The organism is Arthrobacter sp. SAFR-023, assembly GCF_051965295.1.
Classification (GTDB): domain Bacteria; phylum Actinomycetota; class Actinomycetes; order Actinomycetales; family Micrococcaceae; genus Arthrobacter.
Genome location: NZ_JBQCMF010000004.1, coordinates 218,916 through 243,615 on the forward strand (window position 1 = coordinate 218,916; position 24,700 = coordinate 243,615).

Annotated in this window: 21 protein-coding genes; 18 read left to right on the plus strand and 3 right to left on the minus strand. The window is 66.3% G+C overall.

All coding sequences use genetic code 11. The features are described 5' to 3' along the window. The first annotated feature begins 606 nt into the window (after nucleotides 1-606). A complete protein-coding gene (locus ACTHQX_RS06725) occupies nucleotides 607-831 on the plus strand; it encodes a hypothetical protein (RefSeq protein ID WP_236803284.1) in 225 nt (74 codons plus the stop codon). A 30-nt stretch (nucleotides 832-861) separates the two neighbouring features. On the opposite strand, the gene ACTHQX_RS06730 is transcribed toward ACTHQX_RS06725, so the two are convergent. Then, a complete protein-coding gene (locus tag ACTHQX_RS06730) occupies nucleotides 862-3,408 on the minus strand; it encodes a DEAD/DEAH box helicase (RefSeq protein ID WP_236803285.1) in 2,547 nt (848 codons plus the stop codon). 130 nt (nucleotides 3,409-3,538) lie between these two features. Between ACTHQX_RS06730 and ACTHQX_RS06735 the strand changes: the two genes are divergently transcribed. The 17 genes from ACTHQX_RS06735 (at nucleotide 3,539) to ACTHQX_RS06815 (ending at nucleotide 23,214) form a co-directional block, all read left to right on the plus strand. Then, nucleotides 3,539-4,312 (plus strand): trans-aconitate 2-methyltransferase, encoded by a 774-nt coding sequence (locus ACTHQX_RS06735; protein WP_236803286.1) that lies wholly within the window; start codon nucleotides 3,539-3,541, stop codon nucleotides 4,310-4,312. Between the two features lie 137 nt (nucleotides 4,313-4,449). After that, the gene (locus ACTHQX_RS06740) at nucleotides 4,450-6,243 is read left to right on the plus strand and encodes an ABC transporter ATP-binding protein (RefSeq protein WP_440156427.1); all 1,794 of its coding nucleotides are present in this window, start codon (nucleotides 4,450-4,452) and stop codon (nucleotides 6,241-6,243) included. Nucleotides 6,244-6,256: 13 nt separating this feature from the next. Beyond that, on the plus strand, nucleotides 6,257-8,116 hold the full coding sequence (locus tag ACTHQX_RS06745) for an ABC transporter ATP-binding protein (RefSeq protein ID WP_236809300.1): 1,860 nt from the start codon (nucleotides 6,257-6,259) through the stop codon (nucleotides 8,114-8,116). Continuing rightward, nucleotides 8,113-8,493 (plus strand): GntR family transcriptional regulator, encoded by a 381-nt coding sequence (locus tag ACTHQX_RS06750; protein ID WP_190603133.1) that lies wholly within the window; start codon nucleotides 8,113-8,115, stop codon nucleotides 8,491-8,493. Before ACTHQX_RS06745 ends, ACTHQX_RS06750 begins: the two co-directional genes overlap by 4 nt. A 59-nt stretch (nucleotides 8,494-8,552) precedes the next feature. Next, complete coding sequence (gene uvrA, locus ACTHQX_RS06755) at nucleotides 8,553-11,474, plus strand: excinuclease ABC subunit UvrA (protein ID WP_440156429.1); 2,922 nt, start codon at nucleotides 8,553-8,555, stop codon at nucleotides 11,472-11,474. Between the two features lie 191 nt (nucleotides 11,475-11,665). Beyond that, a complete protein-coding gene (locus tag ACTHQX_RS06760) occupies nucleotides 11,666-12,382 on the plus strand; it encodes an HAD hydrolase-like protein (RefSeq protein WP_236803289.1) in 717 nt (238 codons plus the stop codon). Continuing rightward, nucleotides 12,369-13,037 (plus strand): lysophospholipid acyltransferase family protein, encoded by a 669-nt coding sequence (locus ACTHQX_RS06765; protein WP_236803290.1) that lies wholly within the window; start codon nucleotides 12,369-12,371, stop codon nucleotides 13,035-13,037. Before ACTHQX_RS06760 ends, ACTHQX_RS06765 begins: the two co-directional genes overlap by 14 nt. A gap of 59 nt (nucleotides 13,038-13,096) precedes the next feature. Continuing rightward, on the plus strand, nucleotides 13,097-15,154 hold the full coding sequence (uvrC, locus tag ACTHQX_RS06770) for an excinuclease ABC subunit UvrC (protein ID WP_440156430.1): 2,058 nt from the start codon (nucleotides 13,097-13,099) through the stop codon (nucleotides 15,152-15,154). Nucleotides 15,155-15,267: 113 nt separating this feature from the next. Beyond that, a complete protein-coding gene (rapZ, locus tag ACTHQX_RS06775; protein WP_236803292.1) occupies nucleotides 15,268-16,191 on the plus strand; it encodes an RNase adapter RapZ in 924 nt (307 codons plus the stop codon). Next, the gene (locus ACTHQX_RS06780; RefSeq protein ID WP_236803293.1) at nucleotides 16,191-17,204 is read left to right on the plus strand and encodes a gluconeogenesis factor YvcK family protein; all 1,014 of its coding nucleotides are present in this window, start codon (nucleotides 16,191-16,193) and stop codon (nucleotides 17,202-17,204) included. Before rapZ ends, ACTHQX_RS06780 begins: the two co-directional genes overlap by 1 nt. A gap of 10 nt (nucleotides 17,205-17,214) precedes the next feature. Then, nucleotides 17,215-18,195 (plus strand): DNA-binding protein WhiA, encoded by a 981-nt coding sequence (gene whiA, locus ACTHQX_RS06785; RefSeq protein WP_003805560.1) that lies wholly within the window; start codon nucleotides 17,215-17,217, stop codon nucleotides 18,193-18,195. Nucleotides 18,196-18,328: 133 nt separating this feature from the next. After that, the gene (locus ACTHQX_RS06790) at nucleotides 18,329-18,958 is read left to right on the plus strand and encodes a superoxide dismutase (RefSeq protein WP_440156432.1); all 630 of its coding nucleotides are present in this window, start codon (nucleotides 18,329-18,331) and stop codon (nucleotides 18,956-18,958) included. A gap of 256 nt (nucleotides 18,959-19,214) precedes the next feature. Further along, nucleotides 19,215-20,225, plus strand: a complete 1,011-nt coding sequence (gap, locus tag ACTHQX_RS06795) for a type I glyceraldehyde-3-phosphate dehydrogenase (RefSeq protein WP_102974296.1) — start codon at nucleotides 19,215-19,217, stop codon at nucleotides 20,223-20,225. Nucleotides 20,226-20,235: 10 nt separating this feature from the next. Next, the gene (locus ACTHQX_RS06800) at nucleotides 20,236-21,462 is read left to right on the plus strand and encodes a phosphoglycerate kinase (RefSeq protein ID WP_236803294.1); all 1,227 of its coding nucleotides are present in this window, start codon (nucleotides 20,236-20,238) and stop codon (nucleotides 21,460-21,462) included. A 96-nt stretch (nucleotides 21,463-21,558) separates the two neighbouring features. After that, nucleotides 21,559-22,374, plus strand: coding sequence for a triose-phosphate isomerase (gene tpiA / locus ACTHQX_RS06805; RefSeq protein ID WP_236803295.1), 816 nt, complete (start codon nucleotides 21,559-21,561; stop codon nucleotides 22,372-22,374). A gap of 49 nt (nucleotides 22,375-22,423) precedes the next feature. Continuing rightward, nucleotides 22,424-22,681 (plus strand): preprotein translocase subunit SecG, encoded by a 258-nt coding sequence (gene secG / locus ACTHQX_RS06810; protein ID WP_003805565.1) that lies wholly within the window; start codon nucleotides 22,424-22,426, stop codon nucleotides 22,679-22,681. A 155-nt stretch (nucleotides 22,682-22,836) separates the two neighbouring features. Continuing rightward, nucleotides 22,837-23,214: an RNA polymerase-binding protein RbpA gene (locus ACTHQX_RS06815; RefSeq protein ID WP_236803296.1), complete on the plus strand. Its 378-nt coding sequence runs from the start codon at nucleotides 22,837-22,839 to the stop codon at nucleotides 23,212-23,214. On the opposite strand, the gene pgl is transcribed toward ACTHQX_RS06815, so the two are convergent. Both pgl and ACTHQX_RS06825 read right to left on the minus strand, forming a co-directional pair. Further along, complete coding sequence (gene pgl, locus ACTHQX_RS06820) at nucleotides 23,185-24,003, minus strand: 6-phosphogluconolactonase (protein WP_236803297.1); 819 nt, start codon at nucleotides 24,001-24,003, stop codon at nucleotides 23,185-23,187. The genes ACTHQX_RS06815 and pgl overlap by 30 nt on opposite strands. Further along, nucleotides 23,993-24,700 (minus strand): glucose-6-phosphate dehydrogenase assembly protein OpcA (locus ACTHQX_RS06825; RefSeq protein WP_440156434.1); only part of this gene is annotated, 708 nt, incomplete at its 5' end. The genes ACTHQX_RS06825 and pgl, both read right to left, overlap by 11 nt.

The window sequence follows — 24,700 nt, forward strand, 5'->3', positions numbered from 1 at the left end:
GGGGCCGGGTCAAGAGCAAATTGCCCCGATGGCACCTGCAGACACTGGTGTGACGGTCTACTTTCCGGGAGGTGGTCAGGACCTGATCTACGTTCAGATCAACGGGCAATGGGTGGCCTACGAAAAGTCTGTTCCGCCGCAAGCGCCCAACTCCACCGAGACCCTACCCGAACCGCAGGTGGTTCACTGGGCCGGCTACACTTGCCACAGCCCATATGAAATTACCCGGGAACCTCAGCGCCGTGTGTACTACGACCCCGCTGCCCGGCCGGACCTGTTCCCGATCAAAGACGGTGGTCCGCCTACCGCGCCGCTGCCCGTCCTGAACTTTGTCGACGATTCCGAGGACCCGAAACCGTGGCTTGATCCTGAAACAGCCAGCCGGTTCTCATCCGACGAGGCCAGGACGGTTATGAACCTCCTGAACTACGATCCGCGAACGACTTCCCCGGAGCTTGCCCGGAAGTCAGTCCCGGCGGAAAGGCCGCGGCAGCGCCGCCGCCGGGCCCCCACATTATTGGCTGGGGCTCTGCTTTCTCCCAAGGATCCCACAGGCTCGCGACCTAGGATGGTTGAATCAGACAGTCACATCCTAGGGAGACCGCAATGTCCAGTGAAGCCAGCACCATGGAGTTCGTCGGCCAGGTGGCCATGAAGTGGCTCGAAGACTTTGCGGACAATCCCAAGCACGGAAGCTACATGGAAGCCGTGGCCGATCTGACCACCCTGATCCTTGGCGGTGCCATTGAAGCGGCCGGGCTCGTAGGTGAGGAAGGCGCCGGAGTCATTGGCTTCCCGGATGAGCTGGAGGAAGAGGCCCAGGCAGGCTGACAGCGCCCGTCCGGATCCAGACAGCGCCGGTCAGAGGCGGTTCGCTCCGGTCACCCGGACCACCGCAGTGCCGGTTTCGTCCGACGCGGCCAGATCCACCTCCGCGGAGATCCCCCAGTCATGGTTGCCCGCCGGGTCATCGAAGATCTGCCGGACCTTCCAGGCACCGGGCTCCTCGGTGATGATGAGCAGCCCGGGACCGCGCGCGTCAGGACCGGTGCCGATGTCATCATGCTCGTCGAAGTAGTCGTCCAGGACGCCTTCCCAGCGGGCCGCGTCCCAGCCGGCATCGCCGTCGAGCTCGCCCAGGGCAGCGGCGTCCTCGTCCGCAAAAAGCTCGACGCGCCGGAACATCTCGTTCCGTACCATGACCCGGAAGGCCCGGATGTTGGACGTCAGCGACGGCGGCGGGGGCGGCGGTGCGTCGTGCGGCGTTGGGGCGGCCCCGGAGGCCAGTTCCTCCCACTCGTCCAGCAGGCTGGAGTCCACCTGCCGCACCAGCTCACCGAGCCAGGCGATCAGGTCCTCGAGGTCCTCCCGCAGCGCATCCTGCGGAACGGTCTGCCGGAGTGCCTTGAAGCCGTCCGCCAGGTAGCGCAGCACGATGCCCTCGGAGCGGGCAAGGCCGTAGAACTGCACGAACTCGCCAAAGTTCATCGCACGCTCGTACATGTCACGGATGATCGACTTGGGGGCCAGTTCAAAGTCGCCCACCCACGGCGCAGCCTTGCGGTACACCTCGAAGGCCTCGCCCAGGATTTCCGCGAGCGGCTGGGGGTAGGTGACCTCGTCGAGCATGGCCATCCGCTGCTCATATTCGATGCCGTCCGCCTTCATGGCAGCCACGGCCTCACCGCGTGCCTTTTTCTGCTGAGCGGACAGGATCTGCCTGGGCTTCTCCAGCGTGGCTTCAATCACGGACACGACGTCGACGGCGTAGGACGGCGACTCGGGGTCCAGCAGGTCCAGCGCCGCCAGCGCAAACGGGGAGAGCGGCTGGTTCAGGGCAAAGTTCGGCTGCAGGTGGACGGTCAGGCGCACGGTGCGGCCGTCCGTTCCCTGCTCCGCAGCCGGGATGCGCTCCACAACCTCGGCCGCGAGCAGCTCCCGGTAGATCCCCAGGGCCTTCTTCATGAGCCGAAGCTGCGAAGGTCGGCCTTCGTGGTTCTCCGTGAGGAGCCGGCGCGCCGCGGCGAACGGGTCGCCCGGACGCTCCATGAGGTTCATGAGCATCGCATGCGTCACCGTGAAACTGGAGCTCAGCGGGTCCGGAACCGAGTCCACCAGGCGGTTGTAGGTGGGCTGGCCCCAGGACACGAACCCCTCCGGCGGCTTCTTCTTCACCACCTGGCGCAGCTTCCGCTGGTCGTCGCCGAACTTCGCGGTCGCTTTGGCCATCGCCTTGACGTTCTCCACCACGTGCTCGGGGGCCTGCACCACCACCGTGCCGGCCGTGTCGTAGCCGGCCCGGCCGGCCCTGCCGGCAATCTGGTGGAACTCACGGGAGTTGAGCAGGCGGGTGCGTACGCCGTCGTACTTGCTCAGTGCAGTAAGCACGACGGTACGGATGGGAACGTTGATTCCCACGCCCAGCGTGTCAGTACCGCAGATGACCTTAAGCAGGCCGGCCTGGGCCAGCTGCTCGACGAGCCGGCGGTACTTGGGCAGCATGCCGGCGTGGTGCACGCCGATGCCATGCCGGACCAGGCGGTTCAGCGTCTTGCCGAATCCTGCCGCGAAGCGGAAGTTCGCGATGAGCTCGGCAATCTTGTCCTTTTCCTCGCGCGTGCAGACGTTGATGCTCATCAGCGTCTGGGCGCGCTCAATCGCCTCCGCCTGGCTGAAATGCACCACGTAGACCGGCACTTCCCTGGTGCCAAGCAGTTCTTCGAGGGTCTCGTGGACGGGCGTCTCGCGGTAGTAGTAGTGCAGCGGAATGGGGCGCTCGGACGAGCTGACCGTGGTGGTGGGCCGTCCCGTGAGTTCGGTCATGCCGGCTTCGAAGCGGCTGACGTCGCCCAGCGTGGCGGACATGAGGAGGAACTGCGCCTGCGGGAGTTCCAGCAGCGGAACCTGCCACGCCCAGCCGCGCTGCGGATCGGAGTAGAAATGGAACTCGTCCATGATGACGGCGCCCAGATCGGCCGTTGCGCCTTCGCGGAGGGCGGTGTTGGCCAGGATCTCGGCGGTGCAGCAGATAATCGGAGCGTCCTGGTTCACGCCGGAGTCGCCGGTGATCATGCCGACGTTCTCCGCCCCGAAGATCTCGCAGAGCGCGAAGAACTTTTCGGACACCAGGGCCTTGATGGGGGCCGTGTAGTAACTGCGATCGCCACGGGCCATTGCCTGGAAATGGGCCGCAATGGCAACGAGGGACTTGCCTGATCCGGTTGGCGTCGCGAGGATCACGTTGGCGCCGGAGGCCAGCTCCATGATGGCCTCGTCCTGGGCCGGGTAGAGCTGCACGCCGCGGCTTTCGGTCCACTCCACGAAGCGCTCGTACAGCGTGTCCGGGTCCGCGCCGGTTCCGGTGGTGATCCGTGCGGACGGGGCGGGGAGCTGCTCAAGGAGTTTCATTGCCTTCCAGCTTAGTGCCAGCGCGTCCCTGAACGATTTCGTGCCTGCCCGGCGCTAGGCTCGCCCTGCCAGGACAAAACCTAGAGACCAAGCTTCAACGAACTACGGTCCACGAACAACTGGAGGCCATGTGTGGGATCCCGCCAAATACGTTCAGTTCGGGGACTACCGGCAGCGCCCGTTCTTTGACCTGACCGCCCGGGTCCTCGCCGACGCCCCGCGGCAGGTGGTGGACCTGGGCTGCGGCCCCGGAAACCTGACCGCCACGCTCGCGGCCCGCTGGCCAGACGCGCAAGTTGTGGGCTTGGATTCCTCAGCCGAGATGCTGGCAATGGCCGAACAGCACCGGCAGTCCGCCCCGGGGCTGGAGTTCAGCCGCGGCGACATCGCCTCCTGGCTGCCCTCCGAGGACACAGACGTGGTGGTGAGCAACGCGGCGCTGCAGTGGGTCCCCGGGCACCCCGAACTGCTGGCCGGCTGGCTGGCGGCGCTGAAGCCGGGAGCGTGGTTCGCCCTGCAGGTGCCGGGCAACTTCACTTCCGCTTCCCATACCCTGATGCGCGACGTCGCCGAGTCGCCGAAGTGGGCCGGCAAGCTTGCCGGCGTGCTGCGCCACGATGAGGCGGTGGCGCCGCCCGCACGCTACTTGGAGATCATGCTCGACGCCGGGTGCGCCGCTGACGCATGGGAAACCACCTACCAGCAGGTGCTCACCGGCGATAACCCGGTGCTGGACTGGGTGCGGGGCGCAGGCCTGCGGCCCGTGCTGGCCGCGCTTTCGCCGGAGGACGTCGCCGGGTTCGAGGCCGAATACGGCGCGCGGCTGACCGACGCCTATCCGCCAACTCCGCACGGCACGGTGTACCCGTTCCGCAGGATCTTTGCAGTGGCCCGCAAGCTCTAGGGCAGCATGCTCCCGGCTCGCGGCGCAACCCGCCCCGCAACCTCCCGCGCGGTCCTATGTGATCTGGCTTACAATGGCCAAGCGGTTATTGGGGGCCGAGCCTGGCTCCCATACGCCCAGGCGATGAAGGAGGCGCGGTGCTTTTCGGCCTGATGCTCCGCCTCCTGGGCGAACACCGGACGGCTGTCTGGGCGATCATCGCGCTGCAGGTGGTGCAGACCGCGGGAAACCTGCTGTTGCCGACGCTGAACGCGAGCATCATCGACGACGGGATCCTCGCCAACCAGCCCGGAGTAATCCTGGGGCTCGGCGGCTGGATGATGGTGCTCACCGCTTTGCAGGCTGCAGCCGCCCTGGGCGCCGGGTACCTGGGGGCCGACGTCGCCATGAAGATCGGCCACCGCCTGCGGCGCGAGCTGTTCTCCCAGGTCCAGGCCATGTCGTCCCAGGAGATCGGGACGTTCGGCACGGCCAGCCTTGTCACCAGGTCCACCAACGACGTCCAGCAAATCCAGACGTTCGCGGTCCTGGTTTTCACCATGCTCGCAGCGGCGCCCGTCATGGGCATCGGCGGAATCATCCTGGCGGTCCAGCAAAATGCGGCCCTGTCCGCCGTCGTCATTGTCATAGTCCCGCTGCTAGTGCTCATCATGTACCTGATCGTGCGCCGCCTCATCCCGCTCTACCGGACGGGGCAGGCACTCATCGACGGCGTCACCCGGATCCTCCGCGAACAGATTATCGGCGTCAACGTCATCCGCGGCTTCGTCCGGCAGAAGCACGAGGCGGCGCGCTTCGCGGAAGCGAACCGGAGGCTGACCCGAAACAACCTCCAGTCCGCCCTCCTGGTGGCCGGCATGCTGCCGATGATCATGATCGTGGTGAACCTCTCCTCGGTGGCCGTGGTCTGGTTCGGCGGCCACCTGATCATCAGCGGCAGCATGGAGGTGGGCGCCCTCACGGCCTTCATCGCCTACATCCTGCAGATCCTGCTGGCCATCATGATGGCCATGTACGTACTCAGCACCGCACCGCGCGCGGCCGTCTGCGCCGAACGGATCCAGGATGTGCTGGATGTGACCCCGGCTCTGGGCGTGCCCGCCCCGGAACGCACCGGGACGCGTCCCGCGGCCGCGGTGCAGGCCCCGCCGGAGCCCGGCGCCCCGGGCGGCGGCGCCCGGTCCGCCGGCGGGGGAGTGGAATTCAGCCACGTCTGGTTCGCCTACCCCGGGGCGGAGTCCCCCGTCCTGGCGGACATCTCCTTTACCGCGGTCCCCGGCACCACCACGGCCATCATCGGGGCCACCGGCAGCGGCAAAACCACGCTACTGAATCTCCTCCCGCGGTTCCTGGACGCCACCTCCGGTGAAGTCCTGTTGGCCGGAGCCGACGCCCGGACCCTGCCCGCCGGCCGGCTGCGGGAACGGATCTCAGTGGTGCCGCAGCACTCCTACCTCTTCTCCGGCTCCGTGGCGACCAATCTGCGGATGGCCGCGCCGGAGGCCACCGAGGACGAGCTGTGGCAGGCCCTGCAGCTGGCGCAGGCCGATGACTTCGTCCGCCGGCTCCCGGACGGCCTCCATGCAGCCGTCGCCCAGGGCGGGGCCGGGCTTTCGGGCGGGCAGAGGCAGCGTCTCTGCATTGCCCGCGCCATGCTCCGCCCCGCGGACCTCTACCTCTTTGACGACAGTTTTTCCGCCCTCGACTATGCCACCGAGGCTGCTGTCCGGGAGGCCATGGCGCCCGCGCTGGAAGCAGCCACGGTGCTCCTGGTGGCCGAACGCATTCCCACCATCATGGGCGCGGACCTCATCCTGGTGCTGGAGGAAGGCCGGCTGGTCGCCCAGGGGACCCACGCCGAACTGCTGGAATCGTCGTCCACCTACCGGGAGATCGCCGAATCCCAGCTGGCCCTTGATGAGCAGCCGTGAGCAGCGGGCGGCCATGAAGGGCACCCACGCGGCCAGGCGCACCACCGGCACTTTCCTGCCGGCCGCCAAACGCCTGCTGGGCCTGCTGCGCCCGTCCGGAGGCAGGATGGTCCTGGCCGTCGCGGCCACCTGCGGCTTCGCCGCCCTCAATGTGGCGGCTCCCAAGCTCCTGGGCGACGCCACCGACGTCGTTGTCGACGGCTTCATGCATGCGACGTTCGACGCCGGCAAACTTGCCATGCTGCTCGGCGTGGTCTCGCTGATGTACGTCGGGACGTCCGTCTTCAACTGGGTCCAGGGCGCGCTGACCGCCCAGGCGGTGCAGCGGCTGGTCTTCGGCCTCCGCGCCGCCGTCGAGGACAAACTGCACCGGCTGCCGTCGGCGCACTTCCACGAACAGGCCAGGGGCGATGTCCTCAGCCGGGCCACCAACGACGTCGACAACATCTCCCAGGCACTCAATCAGCTGCTCACGCAGCTGATCATGTCCGTGCTGATGCTGTGCGGCTCGCTGGCCATGATGCTGTGGATCTCGCCGCTGCTGGCCGCCATCGCCCTGGTGTCCGTTCCCGTGTCCACGCTGATTACGGTGTTCATGGCACGGCAGTCCCAGACCTATTTCTCGGCCCAGTGGGCGTCCACCGGGGAGCTGAATGCCCACGTCGAGGAGTTCATCACCGGACACGAAGTGATCAAGGCGTTCGGGCAGCAGGACACGGCGGCGGCCATCTTCGGCCGCGGCAACGACCGGCTGGCCCGCGCCAGCGCGCGCGCCCAGTTCGTCTCGGGAGCCGTGCAGCCGCTCATGGTCTTCGTAGCCAACCTCAACTACGTGGCCGTGGCCGTCGTGGGCGCCCTGCAGGTGGCGGCCGGGGTAATGACCATCGGCGGCATTCAGGCGTTCATCCAGTTCAGCCGCCTGTTCACCCAGCCAATGGGGCAGATTGGCGGCATGCTCACGCTCATGCAGTCCTGCGCGGCCTCGGCTGAGCGGGTCTTCGCCCTGCTCGACGAGCCTGAGGTTCCACGCGAGGACGGCGTTCCGGCCCGCCAGGACAGCCTGCGCGGCCGGATTGACTTCGAGGACGTCACCTTCGCGTACACCCCGGGAGTGCCGGCCGCCAGCGGGCTGTCCTTCTCCGTCCTGCCGGGCCAGACAGTGGCCATCGTGGGCCACACGGGCGCGGGCAAGACCACCGTGGTGAACCTCCTCATGCGCTTCTATGAACTGGACTCGGGCCGGATCACGATTGATGGCACGGACATCTCCACGGTCCCCGTGGACTCGCTGCGGTCCAACTTCGCCGTGGTCATGCAGGACGTCTGGCTGTTCAGCGGGACCGTGCGCGAAAACATCGAATACGGCTCCCCGGGGGCGGATGATGACCGTATCCTGGCCGCGGCCGAGGCCAGCCACGTGGACCATTTCGTCAGGTCGCTGCCCGCCGGCTACGGCACGGTCCTGGGAGACGACGGCGATTCGCTGAGCCAGGGCCAGCGGCAACTGATCACGATCGCCCGGGCCCGGCTCGCCGACCGGAGCGTCCTGATCCTGGACGAGGCAACGAGTTCCGTGGACACCCGGACCGAGATGCAGATTAAGCTCGCAATGAACCGGCTGCGGCACGGCAAGACGAGCTTCATCATTGCGCACAGGTTGTCCACCGTGCGCGACGCTGATCTAATTCTGGTCATGGATCACGGACGCATTGTTGAACAGGGAACGCACAGCAGCCTGCTGTCCGTGGACGGCCATTACAGGCACCTGTATGAGGCGCAGTTCCGCGGGGTGGACCGCGAGCTCGGCGCCATCCGCCGGCACCGCGGCAGGCACGCCGCCGGCCGGCAGCGCTACCGGGAGTCAGGCCTGTGACCGCCGGCCATACCTTCCCGGGGCAGTGGAAACCGAACACCGGCAGCTCCGTGGCCCTCTTCGAGCAGCTGAGGCTGCACGTGATCGAGCAGGCGGACCAGGGGAAGCTTGCTCCCGGCACGCGGCTGCCGGCGGTGCGGAGCCTCGCCGAAACCCTCGGCGTCGCACCCCACACGGTGGCGCGGGCCTATAAGGAACTGGAAGCTGCGGGCGTCGTCGCCACCAAGGGGCGCAACGGAACGGTGGTCTGCGCCCGCGACGAGCGGTGGGGGACGTTGTCGGAGGCAGCCGCAGACTATGCCGCGGCCGCCAAATCACAGGGCGCAACGTTCGCCCAGGCGGTCCACCTGCTGGCTGCCGCTTACGACGCCGAGTAGCGGCGTGGCATAGCACACCCGCGTTTATATTCGAAGAAGTTTTCGACTAGCATTAGTGGGTGCCTAAAGCCGTAGCTGAAGAAACCGCTGTCGCCCCCTCCGCCGTCGTCCCCCTGAACCCCGCCAAACCGGCGCGTCCGGATCTTTCCCGGCTGGTGGTCAAGGGCGCCCGTGAGCACAACCTCCGCAACGTCGACCTCGACCTGCCGCGTGACGCCATGATCGTCTTCACCGGCCTGTCCGGTTCGGGAAAGTCCTCGCTCGCCTTCGACACCATTTTCGCCGAGGGCCAGCGCCGCTACGTCGAATCGCTCTCGGCCTACGCCCGGCAATTCCTGGGCCAGGTGGACAAGCCCGACGTCGACTTCATCGAGGGCCTGTCGCCTGCGGTCTCGATCGACCAGAAGTCCACGAGCAAAAACCCCCGCTCCACGGTGGGCACCATCACCGAAATTTACGACTACATGCGCCTCCTGTGGGCAAGGGTGGGCCGTCCGCACTGCCCCGTCTGCGGTGAACTCGTCATGAAGCAGACCCCGCAGCAGATCGTGGACCAGCTGCTCGAACTCGAGGACGGGACCCGCTTCCAGATCCTCGCTCCGGTGGTACGCGGCCGCAAGGGTGAGTTCGTGGACCTCTTCAAGGAGCTGACGGCGAAGGGCTATTCCCGCGCCCGGGTCGACGGCGACCTCGTCCAGCTGAGCGATCCGCCCAAGCTCGGCAAGCAGTTCAAGCACACCATCGAGGTGGTGGTGGACCGGCTCGTGGTCAAGGAGGGCATCCGGCAGCGGCTGACGGACTCCATCGAAACGGCACTCGGCCTGGCCGAGGGGCGCGTGCTGGCCGACTTCGTCGACCTTGATGCTGACGACGCGCACCGCACGCGGGCCTTCTCGGAAAACCTGGCCTGCCCCAACGAGCATCCCCTGGCCATCGATGAAATTGAGCCCAGGTCCTTCTCGTTCAACAACCCGTTCGGTGCCTGCTCGGCCTGCAGCGGCATCGGCACCCGGCTGGAAGTGGACGAGGAACTGATCATTCCGAATCCGGAGCTTGCGCTGGAGGACGGGGCGATCGCGCCGTGGTCCCTGGGCACCGCGACCACCGAGTACTGGAACCGGCTGCTCGGGGGGCTCGCCAAGGAGCTCGGATTCTCCATGACCACGCCGTGGCAGGACCTTCCCACGGACATTCGGCAGACCGTGCTGCACGGCAAGGACCACAAGGTGGTGGTCCAGTACCGCAACCGGTTCGGCCGGGAGCGCAAGTACAGCACCGGCTTCGAAGGCGTGGTGCAGTACGTGCACCGCAAGCACACCGAAACCGAGTCCGACTCCGCCCGGGACCGCTACGAGGAGTACATGCGGCAGATCCCCTGCCCCGCCTGCAACGGCGCCCGGCTGAACCCGGCGTCGCTCTCGGTTCTCATCAACGGTAAGTCCATCGCCGACGTCGCGCGGCTGCCCATGCGCGAATGCGCGGCATTCCTGGACAACCTCGTGCTGACCGGCCGTGAGGCGCAGATCGCCCATCAGGTCCTCAAGGAGATCCAGGCCCGCCTCACCTTCCTGCTGGACGTGGGCCTGGAGTACCTGAACCTGGAACGCCCCTCCGGTACCCTCTCCGGCGGCGAGGCTCAGCGCATCCGGCTGGCCACCCAGATCGGCTCGGGCCTTGTGGGCGTGCTGTATGTCCTGGACGAGCCGTCCATCGGTTTGCACCAGCGGGACAACCGGCGCCTGATCGAAACCCTGACCCGGCTCCGGGACCTGGGCAACACCCTCATCGTGGTCGAACACGACGAGGACACCATCCACGAGGCCGACTGGATCGTGGATATCGGCCCGGGAGCGGGCGAGCACGGCGGACAGGTGGTCCACTCCGGGTCCTACAAAGCACTCTTGGAGAACACGAAGTCCCTTACCGGGGACTATCTCTCCGGCAGGAAGCGCATCGACATCCCCAAGAAGCGGCGCAAGTACGACAAGAAGCGCGAGCTGAAGGTCGTCGGCGCCCGCGAGAACAACCTGGTCAACGTTGATGCGGCCTTCCCGCTGGGCCTGTTTACCGCGGTGACCGGCGTCAGCGGCTCGGGCAAGTCCACCCTGGTCAACGAGATCCTGTACAAGGTGCTGGCCAACAAGCTCAACGGCGCCAAGCAGGTGGCCGGCCGGCACAAGACTGTCCAGGGCCTCGAGCACCTGGACAAGGTGGTGCACGTCGACCAGAGCCCGATCGGCCGTACGCCGCGCTCCAACCCGGCCACGTACACGGGCGTGTTCGACCACATCCGGAAGCTCTTCGCCGAGACCACGGAGGCGAAGGTCCGCGGCTACCTCCCGGGACGGTTCTCCTTCAACGTCAAGGGCGGCCGGTGCGAAGCCTGCTCCGGTGACGGCACGCTGAAGATCGAGATGAACTTCCTGCCTGATGTTTATGTTCCCTGTGAGGTCTGCCACGGTGCGCGGTACAACCGGGAGACCCTCGAGGTGCACTACAAGGGCAAGACCATCGCCGACGTGCTGAACATGCCCATTGAGGAGGGAGCCGAATTTTTCGCTGCTTTCTCCCCGATTGCCCGCCACCTCAAGACACTCGTGGACGTCGGCCTCGGATACGTCCGGCTGGGCCAGCCCGCCACCACGCTGTCCGGCGGCGAAGCGCAGCGCGTCAAGCTCGCGGCCGAACTCCAGAAGCGGTCCAACGGGCGGAGCGTCTACGTCCTGGACGAGCCCACTACCGGGCTGCACTTCGAGGACATCCGGAAGCTGCTGATGGTGCTGCAGGGCCTGGTCGAGAAGGGCAACACGGTCATCACCATCGAGCACAACCTCGACGTCATCAAGAGCGCCGACTGGATCGTTGACCTTGGCCCTGACGGAGGCTCCGGCGGTGGCCGGATCATTGCTTCGGGTACCCCGGAGCAGGTGTCCAAGTCCTCGGAAAGCCACACGGCGAAGTTCCTGGCCGAAATCCTCTGACGCAACGGCGGGCCACCAGAACAACTGGCGGGCCGCCGTCGTAAGCGTTTCATTGGAGTTTTTGTCCGGATAATGGCAGCTGAACGCCTCGGAAGTCACGATACGTGGACAAAAACTCCAATTACGGGCGGGAGTATTCCACGGAGGGCATACGAGTTTGAGCCGGCGTGCCATCGTGAGAAACTAAGCCGGTGACTTCAACAACAGTGCCCGTGATCTTCGACCTGGACGGCACTCTTGTCGATCCGGCCGGCGGGATAACAGACGGAATTGCCGCGGCCCTCACGGAACACGGCCTTCCTGTCCCCAGCCAGGACCTTCTAGACGCGATGGTGGGTCCCAAGCTGAGCGACTCGCTGCTGAACGTCGCGGCCGTTCCGCCAGCCATGCTCAAGGCTGTCATCCGGACGTACCGTATGCATTACCTCGACGCCGGCATTTCCCAGAGCCGCCTGTACCCAGGCATCGTTGACCTGCTGGATAGCTACGTGGATGCAGGGCGGCCTGTCGCGGTGGCGACGCAAAAGCCGGAAGGCTTGGCCCACATCGTGCTTGAGCACCACAAGATCGCCGGCCGGTTCCGCGCCATCAGGGGGTCAGCCGCAGACGAGTCCGCGGCCGCAGCGGGTCCCGTCGGCAAGACCGGCATCATCGCCGCTGCCATGACGGACCTCGGCACGCAGCACGCCGTGATGGTGGGTGACCGCGCGCAGGATGTGGCAGGAGCGCTGGCCAACGGACTCGACTGCATCGGCGTTAGCTGGGGTTTTGCGCCCGACGGCGAACTGGAGGCAGCGGGTGCTGTGGCTGTGGTGCACGATGCGGCCGGCCTGCGTGCCAAGGTCGAGGAGCTGGAGAACGTCCGGGCCGCAGCCCTGAGCGAGGTGCGCAACGATGGAGCTGTTTGACGGCGTCCGCTGGACGACGCGGACCCTCATCTCCGGCAGCTGCCGGCCAACTGTTATCGGGCTGGAGAACGTGCCCAAGAGCGGGCCGTTTATTGTGGCGCCGAACCACCTCTCCTTTCTGGACAGCGTGATTGTCCAGGCGCTCATGCCCCGGCCCGTCGCGTTCTTTGCCAAGGCGGAGTACTTCACCACCAAGGGCATCAAGGGCCGCGTGATGAAGTCCTTCTTCGAGGCAGTCGGCTCCATTCCGGTCGAACGCGGGGAACAGGCCGCGAGCGTGCAGGCCCTCAGGACACTGCTGGACATCCTTGAGGACGGCAGGGGCATCGGCATTTACCCCGAGGGCACCCGGTCGCGCGATGGAATCCTGTACCGCGGCCGGACCGGCGTCGGCTGGCTGGCCCTCACCACCGGCGCCCCGGTGATCCCGGTGGGACTGATCGGCACCGAGAAGCTGCAGCCCGCTGGCCGCAACGCGGTGAAACCCCAGCACTTCATCATGAAGGTGGGGGAGCCGATCTACTTCGACAAGACCGGCCCGGACCATTCCCTCCCCGCCCGGCGCCAGGTGACCGACCGGATCATGGACGCCATTGCTGAGCTCAGCGGCCAAGAGCGCTCCACCAGCTACAACCAGAGCAAGGTCATCGAGTAGTCGGGCTGCCCAAGAAGCCGGCGGCAATTCGCAGCCCCTCAGCTCAGTAGACTGGAACCGTGGCAGATCCATCAAGTTATAGACCCCAGACGGGTGAGATTCCGACCAATCCGGGTGTTTACAGGTTCAGGGATCCCCATGGGCGGGTTATCTACGTCGGCAAGGCCAAGAACCTCCGGTCACGCCTGAACTCGTACTTCGCGAACCCGGCAGGGCTGCTGCCCAAAACCCACGCCATGGTGCACGCGGCCAGCAGCGTCGAGTGGACGGTTGTGGGCAGCGAGCTGGAATCCCTCCAGCTGGAATACACCTGGATCAAGGAATTCAAGCCGCGGTTCAACGTGGTTTTCCGGGACGACAAGACGTATCCCTACCTCGCCGTCACCATGGGCGAGAAGCTGCCGCGCGTACAGGTCATGCGCGGCGAGCGGCGGAAGGGCACGCGGTACTTCGGGCCCTACACGGCCGGCGCCATCCGCGAAACCATGGACACCCTGCTGCGGGTCTTTCCCGTGCGCAGCTGCAGTGCTGGCGTGCTGAAGCGTGCCCAGGCAAGCGGCCGGCCCTGCCTGCTGGGCTACATCGACAAATGCTCGGCCCCCTGCGTCGGCCGCGTCACCCCCGAGGAACACCGCGCCCTGGCGGAGGACTTCTGCGCCTTCATGGGAGGCGAGGCCAAGCGGTTCATCGCCCGGCTCGAAAAGGAGATGGGGGCCGCCGTCGCCACCCTTGACTACGAACGCGCCGCCCGGCTGCGTGACGACATCACCGCCCTCCGGAAGGTCTTCGAGCGGAACGCCGTGGTCCTGGCCGAGGACACCGACGCCGACGTTTTCGCCCTGCACGAGGACGAGCTCGAGGCGGCCGTCCAGGTGTTCCACGTCCGGGGCGGACGGGTCCGCGGACAGCGCGGCTGGGTGGTCGAGAAGGTGGAGGACTTCACCACCCCCGACCTCGTCGAGCACCTCCTCCAGCAGGTTTACGGCGAAGATGCCGAGATCCAGGGCCGGCTTCCCCGCGAGGTGCTGGTGCCTGTCGAGCCGAGCAATGCGCAGGACCTGGCGGTGTGGCTCGGCGGCCTCCGGGGCGCCAAGGTGGATATCCGGGTTCCGCAGCGCGGGGACAAGGCGGCCCTCATGTCCACGGTCCGCGAGAACGCCGAACACGCACTGCGGCTCCACAAGACCCGCCGCGCCGGCGACCTGACCGTCCGGTCACAGGCGCTGCAGGAACTGCAGGAGGCGCTGGAGCTCCCCGTTCCGCTGCTGCGCATCGAATGCTACGACGTCTCCCACGTCCAGGGCACCAACGTGGTGGCCTCCATGGTGGTTGTGGAGGACGGGCTGCCCAAGAAGTCGGACTACCGCAAGTTCTCCATCACCGGTGCCGCGGCCACGGACGACACGGCAGCGATGCACGATGTCCTGACGCGGCGTTTCCGGCACTATCTCGTGGACAAGACCGCCCAGATTGAAGCCGCCGAGCTGGTCGCGACGCCGGCTGGTCCGGCCATCCCGGCATCCGTTGGCACCGGACCGGCACCGGCCTCCACAGGGACCGGGGACGCCGCGCTGTCCGACACCACCACGCCCGCGCCGAAGGCCAAGTTCGCCTACCCGCCCAACCTCGTGGTGGTGGACGGCGGCAAGCCCCAGGTGAACGCGGCAGCCCGGGCACTGGAGGCGCTGGGCGTCGACGACGTCTACGTCGTCGGGCTCGCGAAGCGCCTCGAGGAGGTCTGGCTTCCGGACAGCGACTTTCCGGTCATCCTGCCCCGCTCCTCGCAGGGCCTCTACATGCTGCAGCGCATCCGCGACGAAGCGCACCGCTTCGCCATCTCGTTCCACCGGCAAAAGCGCGGCAAGGCGATGACCGTCTCAGCCCTCGACGGCGTGCCCGGGCTGGGCGACTCCAAGCGGAAGGCCCTGCTTGCCCACTTTGGATCGGTCAAGAAGATCAAGGCGGCATCGGCGGCGGAACTGACCGCTGCGAAGGGTGTCGGGCCGGCCCTGGCCGCGGCCATCGTCACCCACTTCAGTCCCGGCGGCGCGGGCGGCGACTCGAACGAGTCCGTTCCGGCGATCAACATGACCACCGGGGAAGTGCTGGAAACTTAGCCCGCGCCCCGAAACTTGGTTAGGGTAAGTACGGGAAATCGGCGTGTGCCGCAAACAGCAACCCGCTCAGAAACTGCGCGCGGGAAGCAACAGCAGGAATGAGGCTGGAATCAATGGCAGAGTCGACGGCGGAGTCCAGCACGGAAGAGGACGGCCTGACACCGGTCAAGCCCGCCGAAGCGGAACTGCTCATCGTGACCGGAATGTCCGGCGCAGGCCGCAGCACCGCCTCCGATGCGCTGGAGGACCACGGCTGGTACGTCGTCGAAAACCTGCCGCCGCAGATGCTGGGGACCCTGGCTGAACTCGTGTCCCACGCCCCGCAGTCCATTCCCAAACTTGCCGTGGTGATGGACGTGCGCAGCAAGGCGCTGTTCGCCGACATCCGCGCCGCGCTCCGTGCCCTCGAAGCCAGCGGCGTCACCTTCCGGGTGCTGTTCCTCGATGCCAGCGACGACGTCCTGGTCCGCCGCTTCGAACAGGGCCGGCGCCCGCACCCGCTGCAGGGCGGCGGCAGGATCCTGGACGGCATCGCCGCGGAACGCGAACTCCTCAAGGAGCTGCGCGACTCCTCGGACCTCGTCCTGGACACCTCGTCCCTGAACGTGCACGGGCTCGCCACCGCGATCACCGAATTGTTCACCGAGACCGGCCCCATCGCGATCCGCCTGAACATCATGAGCTTCGGCTTCAAATACGGCCTTCCCGTGGACGCCAACTATGTGGCCGACGTCCGGTTCATTCCCAATCCGCACTGGGTGCCGGCGCTCCGGCCGCACACCGGCCTCGACCAGGACGTCAGCGAGTACGTCCTCGGAGCCGAGGGCGTGCCGAACTTCGTGGAGCGCTACGTGCTCGCGCTGGAACCTGTCCTGGAGGGCTACCGCCGGGAGAACAAGCACTACGCCACCATCGCCGTCGGATGCACCGGCGGGAAGCACCGCTCGGTGGCGGTCGCCATGGAGCTCTCCAAGCGGCTCGCGCAATATCCGCGCGTGACCGTGACTACGACGCACCGGGACCTGGGCCGCGAGTAATGGGGGTTCTTACCGGCCCGCTGCCTTTGATTCCGCCGGCCGGCCTGACCGGTTCCCAACAGGACAAGGGACCCAACGTCGTCGCGCTCGGCGGCGGCCACGGCCTTTCGGCCTCACTCTCGGCACTGCGTCTGCTTACTTCCGAATTGACCGCGGTGGTCACCGTGGCGGACGACGGCGGGTCCTCCGGCCGTCTCCGCGAGGAGTACGGCGTCCTTCCGCCCGGTGATCTCCGGATGGCCCTGTCCGCCCTATGCGATGACACGGACTGGGGCCGCACCTGGCGCGACGTCATGCAGCACCGGTTCCGGTCCGCCCGAGGCGGCGCCTCCCTGGACGAACACGCCATGGGAAACCTGCTGATCGTCACGCTCTGGGAACTGTTGGGGGACGCGGTGGCCGGCCTGAAATGGGCCGGTGCGCTGCTCGGCGCCCGCGGACAGGTTCTTCCCATGTCCACCGTTCCGCTCACTATCGAGGGCGATGTCCGCGTGACCGCCCCGGACGGCAGCAGCACCGTCACCACCATCACCGGGCAGGCCCGCTGCGCCGTGGCCGGTTCGCTGGAGAGCGTCCGGCTGCTTCCCGAGCAGGCTCCGGCCTGCGTTGAAGCCCTGACCGCGATCGAGCTTGCCGACTGGGTGGTGCTGGGCCCCGGCTCCTGGTACACCTCCGTGCTCCCGCATCTGCTGCTGCCGGAAATGCGCCAGGCACTCTGCGATACGCCGGCGAAGCGCTGCCTCACCATGAACCTCGCCATGGACACCAAGGAAACGTCCGGCATGTCCGCCGCCGACCACCTGCACGTGCTCCGCGACTACGCGCCGGAGTTCAGCGCGGATGTGGTGCTCGCGGACCCGGCCTCCGTTTCGGACCTGGCCGAGTTTAAGCGGGCAGCGGGGATGATCGGCGCCGAGGTTGTCTTGGGTAGAGTAGGGGCTTCGGGCCGGCGACCGGTCCATGACCCCTTGCGGCTGGCTACGGCCTACCAGGATATTTTCGGGAATAGTTAGGAAAGGTGCCATGGCACTGACAGCATCAGTCAAGGAAGAACTCTCCCGCCTGGATATCAAGAAATCATCAGTCCGCAAGGCTGAGGTCTCGGCCATGCTCCGCTTTGCCGGGGGATTGCACATCATCTCGGGCCGGATCGTCATCGAGGCCGAGGTCGATCTGGCCTCCACCGCCCGGCGCCTGCGCGCCGCGATCGCCGAGGTCTACGGGCACCAGAGCGAGATCATCGTCGTCTCCGGCAGCGGCCTGCGCCGCGGCAGCCGGTACGTGGTCCGCGTCGTCCGCGACGGCGAGGCGCTGGCCCGGCAGACCGGCCTCCTTGACGGCCGGGGACGGCCCGTGCGCGGGTTGCCATCCGTCGTCGTGAACGGCTCAGCCGCTGACGCCGAAGCGGTGTGGCGGGGCGCCTTCCTGGCGCACGGCTCACTCACAGAACCCGGCCGGTCCTCGTCCATGGAGGTCACCTGCCCCGGTCCGGAATCCGCCCTCGCGCTGGTAGGCGCAGCCCGGCGGCTGGGGATCCAGGCCAAGGCGCGGGAAGTCAGGGGAGTGGACCGCGTGGTGATCCGCGACGGCGACACCATCGCTGCGCTGCTTACCCGGATGGGGGCCCACGATGCACTCATGGTCTGGGAAGAGCGGCGCATGCGCAAGGAAGTGCGGGCCACCGCGAACCGGCTGGCCAACTTCGATGACGCCAACCTCCGCCGCTCCGCTCAGGCCGCCGTGGCCGCAGGCGCTCGGGTGGACCGGGCCTTGGAGATCCTCGGCGACGACGTCCCGGACCACCTCAAATACGCCGGCGAACTCCGGGTGGCCCACAAGCAGGCCAGCCTCGACGAACTTGGCCGGCTCGCGGATCCGCCCATGACGAAGGACGCCATTGCCGGGCGCATCCGCCGGCTGCTGGCCATGGCGGACAAACGCGCCTCAGATCTTGGCATCCCGGGCACGGATGCCAATGTGACGCCGGAAATGCTGGACGAGTAAACGGCGCCCATAGAATCAAGACCAGGTGGCGGCTGTTGCCGCCATCGGAGTTTTCCGGATGACCCGTCATCCGGGATGCACAATCCGAGAGTTAGCAAAACCGGACAAACTGTCCACGACATTGGAGGATTTTGTGACCGAGTACGTTCTGCCCGAACTCAGCTACGACTACGCAGCGCTCGAGCCCCACATCTCTGCACGGATCATGGAGCTGCACCACAGCAAGCACCACGCCGCGTACGTGACGGGCGCAAACAACGCGCTGGCCCAGCTGGCCGAGGCACGCGAAAAGGGCGACTTCGCCAACATCAACCGCCTTTCCAAGGACCTGGCCTTCCACACCGGCGGCCACGTCAACCACTCCGTGTTCTGGAACAATCTCTCCCCGGACGGAGGCGACAAGCCGGAAGGTGAGCTCGCCGCCGCCATCGACGACGCCTTCGGTTCGTTCGATGCCTTCCGCGCCCAGTTCTCCGCAGCTGCCCTCGGCCTGCAGGGTTCCGGTTGGGGCTTCCTGGCCTACGAGCCCATCGGTGGCAACCTCGTCATCGAGCAGCTCTACGACCAGCAGGGCAACGTCGCGCTGGGCACCACCCCGCTGCTGATGCTGGACATGTGGGAGCACGCCTTCTACCTGGACTACGTCAACGTCAAGGCCGACTACGTCAAGGCGTTCTGGAACATCGTCAACTGGGCCGACGTGTCCGCCCGCTTCGCCGCGGCACGCGCCAACGCAACGGGTCTCATCACCCTCCAAGTGTGACCCCGCGTACACAAAGCAGTAACAAACTTCACATTCGGCCACTTTAGGGCCAAATTCTGGACGGTCCGCCCCCGCACTTGCGGGGGCGGACCTACTTAAACGTAAGATGGATCACGGAAGGCGGTTAGCCTTCAGCAATGAGGCTGGTCGCCCTCCGATCTGAAAAATATCTCTGCCCAATGGCGTGCGGGATCTGTTAGTTGGCTTGAACGCCCGCTTAACTAGTTGTGCTTCCAAGGCACAAAGGAGACAAAAAGTGACCACCCGTATTGGTATCAACGGCTTCGGCCGCATCGGCCGCAACTACTTCCGCGCTGCACTTGCTCAGGGCGCGGACCTTGAGATCGTTGCCGTCAACGACCTCACTAGCCCTGAGGCTCTGGCCCACCTGCTCAAGTACGATTCCGTCGGCGGACGCCTGGCCGAGACCATCGAGGTCAAGGAAGGCAACCTCGTCGTCAACGGCAACGCCATCAAGGTTCTGGCCGAGCGTGACCCCGCCAACCTCCCCTGGAAGGACCTCGGCGTCGACATCGTCATCGAGTCCACCGGTTTCTTCACCAAGGCAGCTGCCGCCAAGAAGCACATCGAGGCCGGCGCCAAGAAGGTCCTGATCTCCGCTCCCGCCTCGGACGAGGACATCACCATCGTGATGGGCGTCAATGATGGCCTGTACGACCCCGAGAACCACCACATCATCTCCAACGCTTCCTGCACCACCAACTGCCTCGGCCCGCTGGCCAAGGTTGTCAACGACACCTTCGGCATCGAGCGTGGACTGATGACCACCGTGCACGCCTACACTGCCGACCAGAACCTGCAGGACGGCCCGCACAACGACCTCCGCCGTGCACGCGCCGCCGCCATCAACATGGTTCCCACCTCCACCGGCGCCGCCAAGGCCATCGGCCTGGTCCTGCCGGAGCTCAAGGGCAAGCTGGACGGCTACGCCATCCGCGTTCCGGTCCCCACCGGCTCCGCCACCGACCTCACCGTCACGGTCTCCCGCGAGACCACCGTCGAGGAAGTCAACGCCGCGCTCAAGAAGGCTGCAGAGTCCGATGAGTGGCAGGGCATCCTGACCTACACCGACGCCCCGATCGTCTCCTCGGACATCGTCGGTGACCCCGCCTCGTCCATCTTTGACTCCGGTTTGACCAAGGTTATTGGCAACCAGGTCAAGGTTGTTTCCTGGTATGACAACGAATGGGGCTACTCGAACCGCCTCGTTGACCTCACGGAGCTTGTCGCGGCAAAGCTGGGCTAGGGTTAGCTACATGACATCTCACACCCTCAACGAACTGATCGCTGAAGGTGTCCGCGGGCGGTACATTTTGGTTCGAAGTGACCTGAATGTGCCGCTCGACGGCTCTACAGTCACTGACGACGGCCGCATCCGGGCCTCACTGCCAGTGCTGGGAAAGCTCACGGACGCCGGTGCCCGCGTGCTGGTAACAGCCCACCTTGGCCGCCCCAAGGGCGCCCCTGAAGACAAGTACTCGCTCAAGCCGGCGGTTTCCCGCCTGGCCGAGCTGGCCTCCTTCCCTGTCTCCCTCGCGGAGGACACGGTAGGGTCCTCCGCCAAGGAGCAGGCAGCTGCGCTGCAGGACGGCCAGGTCCTGGTGCTCGAGAACGTGCGGTTCGACGCACGCGAGACCAGCAAGGACGAGGCCGAGCGTGGCGCTTTCGCCGACGAACTGGTGGGACTCACCGGTGACAACGGTGCTTTTGTGAACGACGCCTTTGGCGCCGTCCACCGCAAGCACGCCAGCGTTTACGACGTCGCCACCCGGCTCCCGTCGTATCTCGGCGACCTTGTGGGTACCGAGGTGGAGGTCCTCCGCAAGCTGACCGCAGACACCCAGCGTCCCTACGTTGTGGTCCTCGGAGGTTCGAAGGTTTCGGACAAGCTCGCGGTCATCGACAACCTGCTCGGCAAGGCCGACACCATCCTGGTGGGCGGCGGCATGCTGTTCACGTTCCTGGCAGCCGAGGGCCACAAGGTCGCCGGCAGCCTGCTGGAAGAGGACCAGATCCCGGTCGTCCAGGACTACCTCAAGCGCGCAGCCGACGCCGGCACGGAATTCGTGATCCCCACGGACGTCGTGGTGGCAGCCAAGTTCGCCGCCGACGCCGACCACGAAACGGTCAGCGCCGACGCCATCGAAGGCAGCAGCTTCGGTGCGCAGGGCATCGGCCTGGACATCGGACCCGAGTCCGCCAAGGCGTTCGCCGGGCAGATCATGGGCGCCAAGACGGTGTTCTGGAACGGCCCCATGGGCGTCTTCGAGTTCGAGGCGTTCTCTGCAGGCACCCGGGCCATCGCCCAGGCGCTGACGGAGACGGATGCGTTCACGGTTGTCGGCGGCGGCGACTCCGCGGCTGCGGTCCGCACCCTCGGCTTCGCCGATGACCAGTTCGGACACATTTCCACCGGCGGCGGCGCCAGCCTGGAATACCTTGAAGGCAAGGAACTTCCCGGCCTGAGCGTACTGGACCGCTAAAGACACACCAGCCGGCAGGGCACCTTTCGCACCGCGAAGGCGCCCTGCCGGCTGTTCACATGATCAGCATATTTGACCGGCACTTTTGGAGAACACGTGACTACGTCAACCAACGGCACCTTTGACCGCACGCCTTTAATCGCAGGCAACTGGAAGATGAACATGGACCACGTCCAGGGCATCACCCTCCTGCAGAAGCTGGCCTGGACACTGTCCGACGCCAAGCACGACTACAGCCGTGTGGAAGCCGCTGTCTTCCCGCCTTTCACCGACCTCCGCGGCGTGCAGACCCTCGTCCAGGGCGACGAACTCGACATCGCCTATGGCGGCCAGGACCTGTCCCAGTTCGACTCCGGTGCCTACACCGGGGACATCTCCGGCCAGTTCCTGAACAAGCTCGGCTGCAAGTACGTCCTGGTTGGCCACAGCGAACGCCGGACCGTCCATGCTGAGTCGGACGAAGTCCTGAATGCCAAGGTCAAAGCGGCCTACCGCCACAACCTCATCCCCGTCCTCTGCGTCGGGGAAGGCCTGGAGATACGCCAGGCCGGCACCCACGTCCAGCACACCCTGGACCAGCTCCGCGCCGACGTTGAAGGCCTCACCGCGGAGCAGGCGGCCCAGCTCGTCGTCGCCTATGAGCCCGTCTGGGCCATCGGCACAGGTGAGGTTGCAGGCCCGGAGGACGCCCAGGAAATGTGTGCGGCGATCCGTGCCAAGCTCACCGAACTGTTTGACGCCGATGTGGCCGGCAAGGTCCGCCTGCTGTACGGCGGTTCGGTCAAAGCCAGCAACGCTGCCGCCATCCTTAAGGAACGCGACGTTGACGGCGTGCTGGTGGGCGGCGCCAGCCTTGACCCCGCTGAGTTTGCTAATATTGTGAAGTTCGAGAGCCACCTCGTAGCGGACTAGTCCGTTCATCTGGCAGGCTCCCGCATCCACCAACTTTGGAAAGGCCGTCGTGGACGTTCTTCATGTGATTCTGCAGATCCTGCTGGGCATTACCAGCCTTCTGCTGACCCTGCTCATCCTGCTCCACAAGGGACGCGGCGGCGGCCTGTCGGACATGTTCGGCGGCGGAATGAGCTCGGGGCTGTCCTCGTCCGGCGTTGCTGAGCGCAACCTCAACAGGTTCACCATCATCCTCGGAGTCACCTGGGGCGTGGTCATCATCGCCCTCGGCCTCCTGATGCGCTTCACGGGTGTGGCTGACTCCTAACGCCCGAGGCAGCCGCCCAGCACTAAAAAGCCCGGCCCAATCAGGACCCGTTCCTGATTGGGCCGGGCTTTTTCCTGCCGTCAGGGGGAAGTCCGGACTAAACTGTGGCTATCGGATCTAACGGCAGCGCCGCCATTAGTAGCGAGGGAGTTCCCATGGTGCATTCCTCTTCAGGATTCCGCGGCACCCGCGTGGGTGTCATTCAAGGGGCCGGATTGAAGAACCAGGGGGATGATCCTCTCGGGGAGCCCCTGCCGCGTATTTGTGTCTCCTATTGGTGCGCCATGGGACACGAGACGCGGCCTGTTTTTCTTAAATTGCCGGACGACCAGATTCCGGATGTGTGGGACTGCCGGCAGTGCGGCCGGCCGTCGACGCGCAACCCCGGCGCCGGCATGCCCGGCGAAGCCCAGGAAGAAGGCTTCAAGAGTCATCTGGATTACGTTAAAGAAAGACGCTCCAGCCAGGACGCCGAAGACGTCCTGGCTGGAGCGTTGCGGCGGCTAAGAGCCAGCCGGCGCCTTCCTGACTAGCTGCTCGGGCACGCGCGCGGCCGCGTTTTCGTCGATCAGCCACAGCGTCCGGGACCGGCCTGCCGGTCCGGCCGCTGGCACCTGCACGGGATTCGCTCCGGCCAGGGCCAGGCCCACCGCACCGGCCTTGTCCTCGCCTGCCACCACCATCCACACCTCGGCAGAGGTGTTGATGGCCGGCAGAGTCAGGGAGATCCGCTGGGGCGGCGGCTTGGGGGAGTTGCGGACCCCCACCACCGTCAGTTGCTTCTCGCGGATGCCGCCCTGTTCCGGGAACAGGGACGCCACGTGCGCGTCCGGGCCCACTCCCAGCAGGACGACGTCGAACCGGGGAAGCCGGCCCGGCTCCTCGGGGCGGCCGTCCGAAGCATCAGCGGCATGCTCGGCAGCTGCCGCATCACTGAGGCGTTGTGCGTAGTCCTCTGCAGCCTGTTCCGGCGTTTCGAAGTCATCCGTCGAGCCGGGCACGTGGACGCGCTCGGGATCAGCGTTGATGTGCTTCAGGAGTGCTTCCTGGGCCTGGAGCGCGTTGCGGTCCGGGTCCTGGGATCCGACGAAGCGTTCGTCGCCCCACCAGAAGTTCACTTTGGCCCAGTCCACCGCGGGGGCGGCGGGGGAGTCCGCTACTGCCTTCAGAGTTCCGATGCCCACCGTGCCTCCGGTAAGCACCACCGTTGCTTCACCGAACCGGTCCTGCACGTCCACGAGCTTGGTGATCAGTCGGGCCGCAATGGCGGCCATGAGTACGGAAGAGTCAGGATGGATGCTTACTCTGGGCTCAGCGCTCACTGGGACGGACACTCCTTAGATTGGTACGTGGCAGTCCAATAGTAATCACTTCGCCGAACACCTCGTCGGGGTCGAGGCGGCGGAGTTCTTCTGCGAGGCAGTCGCGGAGGCTGCGGCGTGGGAGGGAGATGCGTTGTGCGGGTTGGCCGGGTTGGGTGAGTTCGGCGATGGAGAGGCCGGGGCGGAAGAGTTGGACGTCGCCGCTGGTGCGGGTGAGCCGGACGCGGCGGATGCCGGTGCCGGCGGGGTCCGCGACGATGGTGACGGGGGCGTCCAGGGACAGGGTCAGCCAGGCTGCGAGCAGGATGGTGCTGGGTGAGTCCGAGGCGCCTTCGACCGCGACGGCGGTGACGGGTGAGGTGTCGGCCTGGTCCAGGACGGCGGCGAGTTGGATGCGCCAGTTCGTCAGCCGGGTCCAGGCGAGGTCGGTGTCGCCGGCTTTGTAGGTGTTCCGGATGTTTTCCAGTGCGACCTGGGGTTCGGCCTCGTTCGCGGAGTCGGTGATCCGGCGGTGCGCGATCCTCCCGATCGAGGTCTCAGACGCGTTTTTGGGGGCCCCGTGCGGCCACCAGGCCACGATCGGGGCGTCGGGCAGCAGCAGCGCGGCGACGAGGGATTCAGATTCCTCGGCGAGTTCCCCGAAGCCGCGCAGCACGATGACTTCCGAGGCGCCGGCGTCCCCGCCGACCCGGATCTG

Coding starts and splice junctions, on each gene's coding strand:
- ACTHQX_RS06725 (WP_236803284.1), top strand. CDS start 607: ATGTCCAGTGAAGCCAGCACCATGGAGTTCGTCGGCCAGGTGGCCATG.
- ACTHQX_RS06730 (WP_236803285.1), bottom strand. CDS start 3,408: ATGAAACTCCTTGAGCAGCTCCCCGCCCCGTCCGCACGGATCACCACC.
- ACTHQX_RS06745 (WP_236809300.1), top strand. CDS start 6,257: ATGAAGGGCACCCACGCGGCCAGGCGCACCACCGGCACTTTCCTGCCG.
- ACTHQX_RS06765 (WP_236803290.1), top strand. CDS start 12,369: ATGGAGCTGTTTGACGGCGTCCGCTGGACGACGCGGACCCTCATCTCC.
- rapZ (WP_236803292.1), top strand. CDS start 15,268: ATGGCAGAGTCGACGGCGGAGTCCAGCACGGAAGAGGACGGCCTGACA.
- ACTHQX_RS06780 (WP_236803293.1), top strand. CDS start 16,191: ATGGGGGTTCTTACCGGCCCGCTGCCTTTGATTCCGCCGGCCGGCCTG.
- whiA (WP_003805560.1), top strand. CDS start 17,215: ATGGCACTGACAGCATCAGTCAAGGAAGAACTCTCCCGCCTGGATATC.
- ACTHQX_RS06800 (WP_236803294.1), top strand. CDS start 20,236: ATGACATCTCACACCCTCAACGAACTGATCGCTGAAGGTGTCCGCGGG.
- ACTHQX_RS06815 (WP_236803296.1), top strand. CDS start 22,837: ATGGTGCATTCCTCTTCAGGATTCCGCGGCACCCGCGTGGGTGTCATT.